Below are 13897 nucleotides of genomic sequence, written 5' to 3'. Positions count from 1 at the left end.
GTCACTCCTCGGCGGCAGCTGCCGCATCGTACGCCTTGAACCGGCGTTGACATGTCCGAATGACCGCGTCGGGCGTCTGCGCGGTCGTCTTGGGAAGGACCTCGGCGATGATGATGGCATCCGGATCGGCCCGGTAGATCAGCCGCCAGGTTCGGTCGATATCCACCACGCGGAGCTCGTGAACGCGGGCACCGATCCGACTCATGGGCCGGGAGGCCGGCATGCCGAGCCGCTCGCCCCGCTGCAGACGGCGCAACAGGGTTCCCGCCTCAACGCGGGCGGCGGGCGAGAAGGGCGGCGACTTCACCTCCCCGTGGAGCCAGACGACGGGTTTGTCGGCGGTGGCCATGGCGGAACATATGTCAGAGCTGACATACTGGCAAGGGGCGGGCTAACAGATGGCTGCACAAGACGGGCGCAGAGGGCTGGCCGTCCCGCCCGCCGCCTGATACCGTAAGGCGGGGGTTCGCGGCGGGCGGGACGGCTTGATATGAGCGCCCGCATGTGAGCCATGGACGTTAGCCCGTCTCTCCTCGACGATGAGTAATCCAACGACATCGTGACTTGGTTGACCATGCGGGGCTTGCCCGAATCGGACGGGTGGTTATACTATCGGTATGAAGACCGCCATCTCTCTCCCTGACGCCGTCTTTCTGGCCGCGGAGCGCCAGGCGAGGCGGGCGCAGAAGACCCGCAGTCAGCTCTATGCCGAGGCGCTCGCGGAATACCTCAGCCGGCATGCCCCGGACGAGGTCACCGAGGCCATGAATTGCGTGGTCGACGCGCTGGGTGAGGAGCGGGATCCGTTCACCCGTGCGGCCGCGCACGCCGTGCTGGAGCGGGTGGAATGGTAGAGATCGGGCAGGGGGAGATCTGGTGGGCCGAGTTGCCGGCCCCATCGGGGTCCGCCCCTGGCTTCCGCCGACCCGTCGTCATTGTCCAGGGGAATCCCCTCAATCGCAGTCGCCTTGCTACGGCCGTGTGCGTCCCGCTCACGAGCAATCTGAAGTGGGAGGCGGCTCCCGGAAACACGCTCCTGTCCGCCAAAGTGACCGGCCTCCCGACGGACTCCGTCGCCAATGCCGCGCAGCTCGTCACCGTGGATCGGGCCTTCCTCATGAGCCGTATCGGCAAGTTGTCGCCGAAACGACTGGAGCAGGTTCTTGCGAGTATCGATGTGGTCCTTGGAAGGTAGCCGCCGAACAGCAGGTTGCAGCAGGCAGCCGCTACATTGACGGCTCGCTGCGCTCGCTTGGTGCGATACGCGGCTGCTGCTGAACCTGACACGTTAGCAACTGTCTGAAAAGTCAAGCGGCGATGAGCGAGTGCTCCGCCCAAGGGACCTGGCGTGCGACCATCGCGTTCAGGGTGACCAGCAGCTTCCGCATGCAGGCGATGAGCGCGAGCTTCTTGGGCTTCCCCCGGTGGACCAACTGGTGATAGAAGGCGCGGATCGTCGGATTGCATCGGGTGGCGACGAGGGTGCCCATGTAGAGCGCGGCGCGGACGCCGGGGCGCCCGCCGCGGATAAAGCGTCGCCCGCGGAACGTGCCGGAGTCGCGGGCCATGGGGGCGAGCCCCACGAGCTTCGCGATCTCCTTGCGCGAGAGGCGCCCGAGCTCCGGGAGTTCGGCCAGGAGCGTCGTGGCCACGACCCGTCCGACGCCGGGCACGCTGCGGCCGTCCTGGCTCCATCTTGCGGATCCGAGGTGTCACCTCGGGCAACTGTGCGAGCTCGTGGGCGACGGGACTCTGCGCTGCCCCTGCTAACGTACGGTGTCGAGCACCCAGACCGCACCGAGCTAGCGCAGATCCCAGTTCAGACCAAACTCCCTGAAGTACCAGATACAAGGCCGTCTCAGCTCCCCATTGCTCAGTGTACCGACAGATGGCGATACTTATCCGCACACCAGCCGAGACGCACGATGGCTTCCACGAAGCGACCGAGTCGTCTGCGCCCCGAGAGGCGCGGGCTGTCCGTCGAAAACGGGGCTAACCGAAGGTTAGGGTGCGTGACGACCTGATCGCCGCGGCAAAGGCCGTCCACAGCGAGCGGTACGCGGATGCGGAAGTCGTTTTCCTTGCCGGGTCGCTGGTTCGCGGCGAAGGAACGTCCACATCCGACCTTGACCTCGTCGTTGTCTTCAGGACCTTGCCACAGGCGTATCGGGAGTCGTACCGCTTCGGTGGCTGGCCGGTCGAGGCATTCGTCCATGACCCGCAAACGCTGGCGTACTTCTTCCACAAGGTCGATAGACCATCGGGCATCCCATCACTTCCCGCGATGGTGAGCGAGGGCATCGAGATTCCGCGATCCAGCGCGTTGTCGCGCGCGCTCAAGGCGGCCGCGACTGCCCTTATAGCTGAAGGTCCGCCGGCATGGACACGCGCGGACATCGACAGTTCACGGTATGCGATCACTGGGCTGGTTGACGATTTGCGCGAACCACGTTCACGGGCTGAGCAAGTCGCAACGGCCGCAGCGCTGCACGCGGCGTTGTCGAATCACTTCCTGAGAAGGCGTGGCGCGTGGTCCGCCAAGGGCAAGACCATCCCGCGCCAACTTCGAAAGATTGATGCCGTGTTCTCGGAAACATTCTCGGCGTCCTTCAACGCGTTGCTCGAGCGTGGAGAGCCCGCTCAAGTCATCACTCTTGCGGAGTACGTCCTGGCCGAGGATGGCGGATGGCTGATGGAGGGATACCGCCTGCCCGCTCCGCCGGAGTGGAGACTCCCGACGGATTCTGCCGGCTAGCGGACCGGCGGCCCCGACAGAGGCTGCACACGCGATGAGCCACCTCCCCGCAGGGGGATCCTCCTGCGCCGCCCACACCGCCGTCGTGGTCTCCGGCCGCGATCCACGCGGCGGGGGGGAGGGGGGGCGGACGCCCGACACCCGCGCCACGGCCCGCGAATTAGCTTGAGCCATGCTCCGGCGCTCGCGGCACTTCCGGTGGTTCGCGACGATCAGCAGCCTCTGGCTGACCCTGGTCGCCGCTGTCGCGCCGAGTGCGACCACTTGCCCGATGGGACATGCGGCGAAAGCAGACCGCACGGCGCCTGTCGGTCAGCACCAGGAGCACGCAGGGCACGGAGTCCCGGCGGATAGCGGGGCACCACTCGATCCCTGCGACTGCGCGAACTGGTGCGGCAATGCGCCGACCACCGACGCGCTCGTCGCGCCCGTGCCGCCCCAGCAACCGTCGCCCGCGCGAGTGCCGGTGATGACCCAACGGGCGGTCGTGGCCCACGCCGTCACCCGGCCGCACCTCCTGCCCTTCGCCCAAGGTCCCCCCGCCTGACCCCGCGCAGTCCAACCACGGACTGACGCACGGCGTGCCGGCATCTCTTACATGCCCGGCACCAACCAGGGGCAGCGAGGATGTCGATCTCAGGAGGATCCGGGGCGTTTCGTGCGTCCGCGTGCGCTATGGGGCGCAGGCGGCGCGTTGTGGCATCGCTGAGCGCGATGTGGCTCGCCGTCGCCTGCGGTGGGAGCACGACGGCCATCCAGCTGGAGCGAGCGGCGATTGCGGCGGTACCGGGGGTCCAGCCCATGGTATACCTCACCGTCCGCAATCAGGGGGCCCGCGCCGTCTCGATCACTGGTGCGTCGGTCGAGGGTGCGGCCACCGCCGGCATCCGCACCGCCACGGCACATCGCCTCGGACGGACCGACGCCGCGCTCGGGGACACCGCCCTGCTTTCGCCGGTTGACGCCATCCCGATCGCCGCCCGCGCCTCGCTGCGGTTCGCCCCTGGCGGATACTCCATCGTGTTGGACGGCGTGGCGCGTTCCCTGGTTCCGGGCGACTCCCTCCGGATAACGCTGCGGTTCGCCGGTGCCGGCCCGGCCACGACGATGGCGCGCGTCGTACCATTCGCCGACCTGGACACACTGCTGGCCCCGCGGCCCGAGAGCACGGCGGGCGCCGTCACGGAGCCATCGCTCGACGAGGGGCGCGCCCTGTTCGCGTCGGATGGCTGCGCGGGATGCCACGGCCCCGCCGGCCATGGCGACGGCCCGCTCGCCCGGACGCTCAACCCGCCGCCGCGCGACTTCCGCGACGCGGCGTCCTTCAAGAACGGGATCACCGAGGAGGCCATCGCGCAGACGCTGGCGACGGGGATCCCCAATGGCGGCGCGATGCCGCTGTACGGTCACCTGCTGGATCGCGAGCGTCGCTCGCTCGCGCGTTTCGTCACCTCACTCCACACCGCACCCACCCCACCACGTCCATGACCTCCCTCCGCTCACGCCGTGCGCTGCCCGGCATCGCTGCAGCTTTCATTATGGCCCTCGCCGCCGCCCCGCTCGCGGCCCAGACGACCACCGTCACTGCCAGCGACCCCTGGGTGCGCGAAGTCCCCGCGGGCCGCGCCACCACGGGTATGTTCGTCCTCCTCAAGAATGCGGGTCCCACCGAACGCCGGGTATTGAGCGGCAAGGCCGATGTGGGGGATACCCTTGAGCTGCACGAGATGAAGCGCGACAACGGGATGATGCGCATGTCCCCGGTGCCAGCGATCGTCGTACCGGCCAACGGTGAAGTCGACCTGCGGCCCGGCGGCTTTCACCTCATGCTGTTCGGCCTCAAGAAGCCGCTCGCCGTCGGCGATACGGTCCGCGCCACGTTGACCCTCGATGACGGAAGCGAAGTGCGACTCGTCGCCCCGGTGCGCGCCATGAGGATGCCGTGAGGTCGCGACCTGCGATCCTGCGGGCGGCGACGCTCGCAGTCCTGGTCACCGGGGCCGCGGGATGTGCGCGCACGGAGTCCCCAGGCATGGACTTCGCCCTCACGGACCACAACGGGGCGCCCTTCACGTTGCAATCGCAGCGCGGTAAGGCTCTGCTGGTCTTCTTTGGGTACACGATGTGTCCCGACGTTTGCCCGACGACCCTGTCGAAGCTTGCCACGGTGACGCGGCGGCTGGGCGACAAGGCCGGCGGCGTGCGCACGCTCTACATCACGGTCGATCCCGAGCGCGACACTCCCGAGGTGCTCAAGGCCGACCTCTCGCTCTTCACGCTCGACGCCGTGGGGCTGACCGGGACGCGGGCCGAGGTGGATGCGGTGGCGAAGCAGTTCGGGGCGACGTACGAGATTGTCCCGACGCCCCAATCCGCGGCGAAGTACTCCGTCTCGCATTCGACCACGCTCTACCTGCTGGACCAGGAGGGACGGCTGCGACAGACCTTTCCGTATGAGGCCACGGTGGACGAGGTCACCGCCGGGGTGCAAGCCGTATTGACCGGAGCCACACCCAACTCCTGAGGACCCGCCGGGCAGTCCCGCACATGGACTGCCCGCGGAGCCAGGGGTGGACGCCCTCGGCGCCGCCGCCAGATTGCGGGGAAGATGAGTGCCCTCTTCCGTTTCCCGACCGCGGTCAACCGCGACCCGGAGATCGATCGCTGGCTTGAAGCCAGACCGGATGACCTCGGTGCGATCGCCGCCCGCTGGTTTGGTGCCCTGCGTGCGTGCGGGCCCGACGTGCGGGAGCTCCTCCACGACGGTCACCCCACGGCGTGCGTGGAGGACGCGGCCTTCGCCTACGTCGACGTCTTTCGGGCCCATGTGAATGTCGGCTTCTTCCAGGGTGCCGAGCTGCCCGATCCGCACCGCGTGCTGGTTGGCACCGGCAAGCGCATGCGTCACGTGAAGGTGCGGCCCGATGACGACCGCGGCTGCGACGCGCTGCTGGCTCTGATTCGCGCCGCGTACGTCGACATGAAGCAACGGGTGCAGCTGGAGCAGCCCGCACCCTGAACCGGTCCGGCGTGCGGCGGCAGGTACCGCCGACCGTTCACATCGCGTGTGTTCCAGAAGAGCTCCCTCCCGGCGGTCGGGCATTTCCTGACTGTTCGCAGGCGCGGCCGACATGATCATCGGTCCTTGTTCACTGGGAGTGATGCCATGAGTCACGTCGTGGTGCTCGGTGCCGGGATCTCCGGCCACACCGCTGCGGCCTTCCTGCGCCGATGGCTCGGAAAGGAGCACGCGGTGACGGTGGTGTCGCCCAAGGACACCTACAACTGGATTCCATCCAACATCTGGGTGGGCGTGGGCCAGATGCGGCCGGAGCAGGTCCGGGTTCCCCTCCGTCCCATCTACGAGCGGGCCGGCATCGACTTCCTCCAGGCGTCGGCCCGCGAACTCTACCCCGAGGGCGACGCGGCCGACGGACGACCGTACGTGCTCGTCGAGCCCAGCGCGCGGCCGGGCACCCGTGACAAGGTGCACTACGACTACCTGGTCAATGCGACGGGTCCCCAGTTGCGCTTCGACCGCACACCGGGATTAGGGCCGGATGGAGGGCACTCACACTCCGTGTGCACCGATGGGCATGCCGTCGAGGCGTCACGCGCCCTCGATGAATCGGTGGAACGGATGCGGCGCGGGGAGCGGCAGCAGTTCGTCGTTGGGGTCGGCCACGGGGCCTGCACCTGCGAGGGCGCGGCATTCGAGTACATCGTCAACCTCGAGTTCGAGCTGCGCGCACGCGGCGTCCGCGACAAGGCCGAGATCACCTGGCTCACCAACGAATACGAGCTCGGTGACTTCGGAATGGGAGGCATGCACTTCCGCACCGGGGGATACGTACAGCCGTCGAGTGCGTTCAATGCGTCGCTGTTTGCCGAACGCGGCATTCGATGGATCACGCGCGCCCATCCCCTGCAGGTGGAGCGGGATCGCGTCCAGTACGACACGGTGGAGGGGCACGCGGACACCCTTCCCTTCGACTTCGCGATGTTGCTCCCGCCGTTCTCCGGCGTTGGCCTGAAGGCCATGGATCGCAGCGGCGCCGACATCACCGCGCGGCTGTTCCAGCCCAACGGCTTCATGACGGTGGACGCCGACTACACGGCAAAGACTTATGACGCGTGGCGCGCGAAGGACTGGCCGAGGACCTACCAGTCCCCGGCGTACCGGAACGTGTTCGCCGCAGGAATCGCCTTCGCGCCGCCACACGCCATCTCGAAGCCGTACACCACGCCGAGCGGCGCGCCCGTGGCCCCTGCGCCTCCGCGGACCGGGATGCCGTCGGCCATGATCGGCAAGGCGGTCGCCCACAGCATCGTGGACATGATTCGTGGGGCGGATGGTCCGACGCACACGGCCTCGATGGCGGAGATGGGGGCGGCGTGTGTGGCGTCGACGGGCGCGTCCATGCTTCGCGGGTCGGCAGCCGCAATGACGGTCTTCCCCATCATCCCGGATTTCGACCGGTATCCCGACTACGGCCGCGACCTGAAGCGCACCTTTGGGGAGGTCGGGCTCGCCGGCCACTGGATCAAGCTCATCCTGCACCACCTCTTCCTTTACAAGGCCCAGCTGCGACCAGGGTGGGCCCTGATCCCGGAGTGATGACGATGCCGCCAGCCTCAGCCCCTCCACCGCACGTGGCGACGGCCACGAAGCGTACGCTGTTCCTGCGCACGTTCATCCCGTGGCAGCTGTGGCGGTTTGTCGTGATCAACCTGCGGATGATCGGGATCATCTTCTCGAGCCACAAATAGCCGACACACGACTGGCTGCGCATCCTGCGTCCCTGCCACCGGCATTCTCATGAAAACCACCGCGTGTCTTGCCGTCTCGTTCATGCTTGGGCTCGCAGGGTGCGCCCGAGGCCCTGACGCTACCGAACAGGCGGCCTTGGTCGCCAGCGCGCGCGAAGCGGCTGCCCGTCTTGCCACAGGACTTGGCGCCGAGTTGAAGGCCGCGATCGCCGAGCAGGGTCCGGACGGGGCGATCGGCGTGTGCAAGGTGCGGGCGCCGGAGTCGGCCGCCGCGCTCTCGCGGCAGCATGGGATGGAGATCACGCGGGTGAGCCCGAAGAACCGCAACCCGGCCGGCGTGCCCGACGCGTGGGAGGCCCAGGCGCAGTCACAACTGGAAGAGCGCCTCGCTGCTGGCGAAAAGCCGGAATCGCTGGATACGTGGGAGGTGGTGAGCGCCGCAGGGGGGAAGCAGTTCCGCTATGCGAAGGCGCTCCCGACACAGCCCATGTGCCTGCTCTGCCACGGCAACGCCGATGACATTCCCGCAAGCGTCAAGGCGCGCCTTGCTGCCGACTATCCACAGGACAAGGCGATCGGATACCGAGTGGGGATGGTGCGCGGGATCATCTCGATCAAGCGCCCGCTGTAGCGCCTCCCGGAGAGCGAGGGCGGTCGGTCCATCCGACCGGAAGGTGTGTGGCCCGCCGTTGGTGCGGTGGTCGTGCCGCTTACCTTTCCCCCGGCGCACCTCGCCGCTCGGCGAGCGTCGCGCCGATACCGTCTGACCTTCCCCACTCCGCGTGACCCTGCTTTCGCTCGCCAACGTCGGCGTCTCTTTTGGCGCGACTGAACTCTTCAAGAACGTCTCCTGCACCGTCGCCGATGGCGAGCGGTGGGGAATCATCGGGCGTAATGGCGCCGGCAAGTCCTCGATCTTCAAGCTCATCACCGGGGAACTGAAGCCGACGGTGGGCAGCGTGGCCCGCAAGCCCGGGTTGCGTCATGCCCTGCTGGACCAGCATCGCGCCTTCGAGGGCGCCACGACGGTTTGGGAAGCCGGAGCGGCCGCCTGGAGTGAGGTCATCGCACTGGAGAAACGCCTCGCCGACCTCGCCATCGAGCTGGGGGAGTTGGGCGATCGGGTGACCGACGAGTTTCTCGAGCGGTTCGGGAACGATCAGGAGCGCTTCGGCGACCTGGGCGGCTACATCTACCACGCGCGCGTCGACGCGGTGCTGCAGGGATTGGGGTTCGACGCCGAGGAGTCGAAGACGCGTCCGGTCTCCACGCTGTCAGGCGGGGAACGAGGTCGTGTGGGGCTGGCGGCGCAGCTCATTGCCCCGGCGGATCTCCTCCTCCTCGACGAACCCACCAACCACCTGGACCTGGACACCACCACCTGGCTCCAGGAGTGGCTCCGCGACGCGAACGAGACGGTCATCGTGGTGTCGCACGACCGCGCGTTCATGGACGCCGTCTGCACGCACATCCTGCACGTGGAAGGGCGCACCAGCGAGTGGTACAAGGGGAACTACAGCCAGTTTGTCCCGCAGCGTGCAGAGCGTCGCCTCACGCGCGAACGGGAGCTGGAGCGGCAGCGGGCCTACGTGAAGAAGGAAGAGGAGTACATCCGGCGAAACCTCGCCGGGGTGAACTCCTTCCAGGCCAAGGGCAAACGCAAGCGACTCGAGCGCCTGCCACGCCTGGCCCCGCCGCCAGGCGACCCGGCCGCGATGTCCCTACAGTTCGACGTCACCGAACGCGGAGGCGACCAGGTGATCTCCGTGAAGGACCTGCGCGTGGAGGTCCCGGGGCGCGTGCTCGTGGAGGAGTTCACGGCGGTGCTTCGGCGGAATGACTTTGTGGCCCTGGTGGGGCCGAACGGCGCCGGCAAGTCGTCGTTCATTGCGACCATTATTGGCCAACTCGCCGCAGCAGGTGGCGAGGCGCGGATCGGCGGTTCGATCGTTCCCGCGTGGTTTCGGCAGGACCTCGGGGACCTCCCGCTCAACAAGTCGTTGGCCGATGCGATCCAGGACCAGCGCCCCCTCTGGAACCGCGGCCAGATCCAGAATTGCCTCGGTTCCTTCGGGTTCAGTGGCGACGAGGTCTTTCGGGAGATCGGCACGTTGAGCGGCGGCGAGCGCGCGCGCATGGCCCTGGCGCTGATGACGCTCTCGCACGCCAACCTCCTGATCCTCGACGAACCGACGAACCACCTGGACGTCGAAAACATCGAAGCCCTCGAGGATGCCCTCGAGGACTACGAAGGCTCCGTGCTGCTGGTGAGCCACGACCGCGCCTTCCTGCGCGAGGTGGCGACCCGCGTCTGGGCTTTTGACGGCACACGACTCGTGGATTTCGATGGCCCGTTTGTCGAGTGGGAGGAGGATCGCGCCCGGCGCTCGGCCAAAGGCACCGCGGACGCCACACGCGGATCACGCCCATGACCCTCTCGCGCCCAGCGATCGTCCTGGGCGGCTCCGGATCGGTAGGGAGCGCGCTCCTCGCCGAGCTGTTCCGCGACGGGGCGTTCGATCCTGTCGTGACCCTCTCGCGTCGATCGCTCCCGGAGGCCGTGGCGATGGCACAGGCGGCGGGTCGCCGGCTCGTCGAGGCGCTCGTTCCGGAGATGACGCCGGCAGCCCTCGCGGCCACGACGATGGAAGCGGTGCGTGACTTCGACGGTGAGGTGGAGGGATTCAGCGTGCTCGGTATCGGGGCCGGCACGGCGAAGCTCACCATCGAACAACATCGCGCGGTGGACGTCGCGCTCAACGAAGCGTTTGCCCGCGGCCTCCGGGATTCCGGCAAGGTCCGGCACCTCGCCTTCATGAGCGCTGTGGGCGCCGACCCCACGGCGAAAGCCGGTGGCGGTGGTGGCGCGGGCATGTCACGGTACAACCGTGTGAAGGGTGAGGCCGAGGACGCCGTACGGGCGAGCGGACCCGCGATCGTGAGCGTGTTTCGCCCCGCGATGATCATCGGGTCCAAGCACACCCCGTGGCTGCTCGAGACGTTCCTCCCGCTGCTCGCCTTCGTGACGCCGGCCAGGTTCACGTCGATCCGGGCAACACAGATCGCGCAAGCGATGGTGGCCACGGCGACCCGCCATCCCGCCGGGAGCGCGGTGTACCATTATCCGGAGATGGTGGAACTGACTCGAGGGTCTCCCGCCTGAACGGACGAGGCACCGCCCGCAGTGAACGCTTGAACGGCGCCGTGTGTCCAAGGCCGTGAACCCCAGCCCTCACTCCCGTGCACCGGTTCCTTGTCCTGCTTCTCGCGAGTCAGTTCGCCGCGCAGGCCCAGCCAACGGTCCGCTGGCGCACCACGCTTGCCATCACCGACGAAACGGACCCGCGGGCGGCTGAACTCGGCAAGGTGTTTGGCCTCGCCGTCGACAACACAGGGAACATCTACGCCGCCGACATCGACAACGGCTTCATCGTCGTGTTTGGCCCGGACGGTCGGTTTCGCGGGCAGGTCGGACGCAAGGGACGCGGTCCTGGCGAATTCCAGGCCCCGACCGGCATCGTCATCGATGGACAACAGCGCCTCTGGGTGCGCGATACCGAACGCATCACGCGTTTCACCCGCGACGCGCGCACGGGACTGATCGCCAGGTACGACACCGCGTACCAGCAGCCCCTCTACTCGGACTGGTACAACGCACGCGCATCACGTATCCACGACAACGGCGACTACCTGCACACAGCACCAAGTTCTGCCGTCGGGGCGCAGAAGCGCGTGCTCCGGTACGGCGCCCGCGGACAGGTGACGGATTCCCTGATGGTCCCCCGCTGGCCGAACGAGACCCAGGGATACGCGCGCTTCCAGGTCAGCGCCAATGGCGGACGCATGCTGCGCGGACTCGACGTGCCGCCATTCACCGCGATCCCATCGTGGGACGTCACGCCACGTGGCACGATCATCAGCACCGGCGGTGATCGCTACGAGATTCGCGAAAGCGACGCGAGGGGACGCACCTTGCGCACGATCACCCACACCTCCACCGTCGTGCCGATCGTGGCGGCCGAACGGGCCGAGAGCCTGGCGGCGATGAACCGCCGGATCGACTCGATCCCCGTTCCGCTCAGCAAGGTCGAGGGAATGTCCGACGACGTGAAGGCACGCCGGCTCCCCACCCACTACCCGGCGATCCAGTCGCTGTTCGCCGCCACCGATGGCACCACCTGGGTCCGACGATGGGCCGGAGCGGCGCAGCGCGGGACCACGGTGTTCGACGTTTTTGACGCGAACGGCCGGCTCGAGCGCACAATCATCTTGCCGGCGGTGATCCTTGATGCCCCGACCCCCACGCTCACCGTGCGCCACATCGTGGCGGCCGTGGAAGATCGGGAGACCGGTGGCGTTCGGCTGGTGCGATTCGAACCTTAGGACCATCCGCAGCCCGGCCGACGCGGCGGTCCCTCACGCGCGCGGACCGCTGGACGGATCGGGTGATGCCAGCCGATACTCACTGGGACTCCACGTGCCGCGAGCTACATTGCGGCTCAGGATCACCGTCCCGGCCCTGGCCTCCGCTTTTCTCCGCCTGATGTCGCTCACATCCGCCTCGACGCAGGACTCCCGTCGGGATATTCAGGCGCAGATCGAGTTCGAGCGGATCAGCACGATCTACCGACTGGCGCCCATGCCACAGGTCGGTGCGGTCGCCTTCTCCATCGTCGTCGCCTTCGCCATGTGGGGACGTGTATCCCCGGCGTGGGTCGTGGGATGGCTCGTGTCGCGCCTGACCATCAGCGCCGTGCGCACCTGGGAAACGCGCCGGTTCGAACGCGACCCGCAACGCGCGCTCCACATCGACACCTGGCAGGCCCGATTCGAGGGCCTCATCGTCGTGGACAACCTGTGCTGGAGCGTGATCTCGGTCGTTTTCGTCCCCGCGACCCAGAATACGTGGTTGGGCGCACTGCTCTTTGCCAGCGTCCTGTGCATCATGGCCGTCGGCGTCTTCGTCCTCAACAGCAGCTTCCGGACCGCCGTACTGAACTTCATCTCGATGCTGCTCCCGGTGATGGGCCGCGCCCTCTGGGATGCCCATGATGATACCCTCGTCGTGTTGAGCAGCACCCTCATTTACGGCGTGGTATTGACCCAGGAGAGCTGGCGCGCGAACAAGGACTGGACGGTGATGACGCGTTTGCGGCTCGAAAGCGACTCGGTTGCCGCTGAGCGCGAGCAGGCACGACGTGTCGCCGTCGAAGCCAACCTGGCCAAGAGCCGGTTCCTGGCCAACATGAGCCACGAGATCAGGACGCCGATGAACGGCATCCTCGGCATGGCGGAGTTGCTGCAGCACACCCGGCTCGACGCGGATCAGGCGCGGTACGCCGAGGGCATCTCCACGGCGGCGCGCGCGCTGCACGAACTGCTCGGTGACATCCTCGACCTGTCCAAGATCGAGGAGGGCAAGGTGTCGCTTGAGCGTGTCGATTTCGATCCGGGCCAGCTCCTGCGCGCGACGTCCGAGATGTACCTCGCACTCGGCGCACCGCGTAGCACGGTCGTGGTCACCGACATCGACCTCGCCATCTTGCCCCTGGTGAGCGGCGACCCCACACGCATCCGCCAGGTTGTGAGCAACCTGCTGGGCAACGCGCTGAAGTTCACCGAGGCAGGCACCGTGACGCTGAGCGCGAGGCCGGTGGAGGCCCCCCACGGTGACGACCGTTCCTGGATCCAGGTGAAGGTGCAGGACACCGGCATCGGGATGTCGCCGGACCAGGTCGCGCAGCTGTTCCAACGCTTCAGCCAGGCTGATGCCTCCACCACGAGGCGGTTCGGGGGGTCGGGACTTGGCCTCGTCATCTGCAAGCACCTCGTTGAACTGATGGGCGGCTCCATTCATGTGGAGAGCACGCCCAGCCAGGGGAGCACGTTCTGGTTCGACATTCCACTGTTAGCGGCGCTTGCTCCGGCCCCGGTCGTCGACGTCGCGGCACCCAGCCCCCCCGCTCCCCTGCCGAGGAAGGCGCGCGTGCTCGTGGCCGAGGATAACCGCGTCAATCAGGCGGTGGTCCGCGCGATGTTGGAACGGCTTGGGATGACGGTGGCAATGGCCAAGGATGGGGCTGAAGCCGTGTCGATGGTGCAGTCCGAGTCGTTTGACGCGGTCCTCATGGATTGCCAGATGCCCGTGATGGATGGGTACGAAGCCACCCGACGGATCCGTGCTTGCGGCGCACCCGTCGCGCGCATTCCGATCATCGCGCTCACCGCGAGCGCCCTCGCCGAAGACCGGCAGCGGTGCGCTGACGCCGGCATGAACGACTACCTCGCCAAGCCAATGACGGGTGCCGCCCTGGCCGACACCCTCATGCGCCACCTGGGCGTCGAGACCGCTTCGTAGTACGTAGCCGGTGG

General features: G+C 67.5%; 17 protein-coding genes. 15 read left to right on the top strand and 2 right to left on the bottom strand.

The genetic code is table 11. From position 1 onward, the window contains the following. Window position 1: 1 nt before the first annotated feature. A complete protein-coding gene (locus IPK85_08940; protein MBK8247506.1) occupies window positions 2–349 on the bottom strand; it encodes a type II toxin-antitoxin system RelE/ParE family toxin in 348 nt (115 codons plus the stop codon). A gap of 268 nt (window positions 350–617) precedes the next feature. On the opposite strand from IPK85_08940, the gene IPK85_08935 reads away from it, so the two are divergent. Together IPK85_08935 and IPK85_08930 are read left to right on the top strand one after the other, a co-directional pair. Beyond that, window positions 618–854 carry a hypothetical protein gene (locus tag IPK85_08935; protein ID MBK8247505.1) on the top strand — a complete coding sequence of 79 codons (237 nt, stop codon included), beginning with the start codon at window positions 618–620 and terminating at the stop codon, window positions 852–854. 2 nt (window positions 855–856) lie between these two features. Beyond that, window positions 857–1195: a type II toxin-antitoxin system PemK/MazF family toxin gene (locus IPK85_08930; protein MBK8247504.1), complete on the top strand. Its 339-nt coding sequence runs from the start codon at window positions 857–859 to the stop codon at window positions 1193–1195. Window positions 1196–1307: 112 nt separating this feature from the next. Here IPK85_08930 and IPK85_08925 read toward each other — a convergent pair whose 3' ends face one another. After that, complete coding sequence (locus IPK85_08925) at window positions 1308–1673, bottom strand: IS110 family transposase (protein ID MBK8247503.1); 366 nt, start codon at window positions 1671–1673, stop codon at window positions 1308–1310. A 335-nt stretch (window positions 1674–2008) separates the two neighbouring features. Between IPK85_08925 and IPK85_08920 the strand changes: the two genes are divergently transcribed. The 13 genes from IPK85_08920 to IPK85_08860 all read left to right on the top strand — a co-directional run bounded on the left by IPK85_08920 (window position 2009) and on the right by IPK85_08860 (window position 13883). Further along, window positions 2009–2755 carry a nucleotidyltransferase domain-containing protein gene (locus tag IPK85_08920; GenBank protein ID MBK8247502.1) on the top strand — a complete coding sequence of 249 codons (747 nt, stop codon included), beginning with the start codon at window positions 2009–2011 and terminating at the stop codon, window positions 2753–2755. Between the two features lie 172 nt (window positions 2756–2927). Continuing rightward, complete coding sequence (locus IPK85_08915) at window positions 2928–3302, top strand: hypothetical protein (GenBank protein ID MBK8247501.1); 375 nt, start codon at window positions 2928–2930, stop codon at window positions 3300–3302. A 149-nt stretch (window positions 3303–3451) separates the two neighbouring features. Then, complete coding sequence (locus tag IPK85_08910) at window positions 3452–4243, top strand: copper chaperone PCu(A)C (GenBank protein MBK8247500.1); 792 nt, start codon at window positions 3452–3454, stop codon at window positions 4241–4243. After that, on the top strand, window positions 4240–4701 hold the full coding sequence (locus IPK85_08905; protein ID MBK8247499.1) for a copper chaperone PCu(A)C: 462 nt from the start codon (window positions 4240–4242) through the stop codon (window positions 4699–4701). Before IPK85_08910 ends, IPK85_08905 begins: the two co-directional genes overlap by 4 nt. Next, window positions 4698–5279: an SCO family protein gene (locus IPK85_08900; GenBank protein ID MBK8247498.1), complete on the top strand. Its 582-nt coding sequence runs from the start codon at window positions 4698–4700 to the stop codon at window positions 5277–5279. The genes IPK85_08905 and IPK85_08900 overlap by 4 nt, the downstream gene beginning before the upstream one ends. An 84-nt stretch (window positions 5280–5363) precedes the next feature. Further along, window positions 5364–5774, top strand: coding sequence for a DUF1801 domain-containing protein (locus tag IPK85_08895; GenBank protein ID MBK8247497.1), 411 nt, complete (start codon window positions 5364–5366; stop codon window positions 5772–5774). 147 nt (window positions 5775–5921) lie between these two features. Next, window positions 5922–7373 (top strand): NAD(P)/FAD-dependent oxidoreductase, encoded by a 1452-nt coding sequence (locus tag IPK85_08890; GenBank protein ID MBK8247496.1) that lies wholly within the window; start codon window positions 5922–5924, stop codon window positions 7371–7373. Window positions 7374–7378: 5 nt separating this feature from the next. Next, complete coding sequence (locus IPK85_08885; GenBank protein ID MBK8247495.1) at window positions 7379–7525, top strand: hypothetical protein; 147 nt, start codon at window positions 7379–7381, stop codon at window positions 7523–7525. Window positions 7526–7574: 49 nt separating this feature from the next. Continuing rightward, on the top strand, window positions 7575–8156 hold the full coding sequence (locus IPK85_08880; protein ID MBK8247494.1) for a DUF3365 domain-containing protein: 582 nt from the start codon (window positions 7575–7577) through the stop codon (window positions 8154–8156). 151 nt (window positions 8157–8307) lie between these two features. Next, complete coding sequence (locus IPK85_08875; GenBank protein MBK8247493.1) at window positions 8308–9957, top strand: ABC-F family ATP-binding cassette domain-containing protein; 1650 nt, start codon at window positions 8308–8310, stop codon at window positions 9955–9957. Continuing rightward, window positions 9954–10688: an NAD(P)H-binding protein gene (locus IPK85_08870; protein ID MBK8247492.1), complete on the top strand. Its 735-nt coding sequence runs from the start codon at window positions 9954–9956 to the stop codon at window positions 10686–10688. The genes IPK85_08875 and IPK85_08870 overlap by 4 nt, the downstream gene beginning before the upstream one ends. A 77-nt stretch (window positions 10689–10765) precedes the next feature. Beyond that, window positions 10766–11908, top strand: a complete 1143-nt coding sequence (locus IPK85_08865; GenBank protein ID MBK8247491.1) for a hypothetical protein — start codon at window positions 10766–10768, stop codon at window positions 11906–11908. A gap of 160 nt (window positions 11909–12068) precedes the next feature. After that, entirely contained in the window at window positions 12069–13883 is a 1815-nt protein-coding gene (locus tag IPK85_08860) for a response regulator (GenBank protein ID MBK8247490.1), read from the top strand. Window positions 13884–13897: the final 14 nt, after the last annotated feature.

It is taken from the genome of Gemmatimonadota bacterium, from assembly GCA_016712265.1.
GTDB lineage: Bacteria > Gemmatimonadota > Gemmatimonadetes > Gemmatimonadales > Gemmatimonadaceae > RBC101.
Note: the sequence above shows the minus strand (reverse complement) of the source record. Positions and strands in the feature narration are given on the sequence as shown.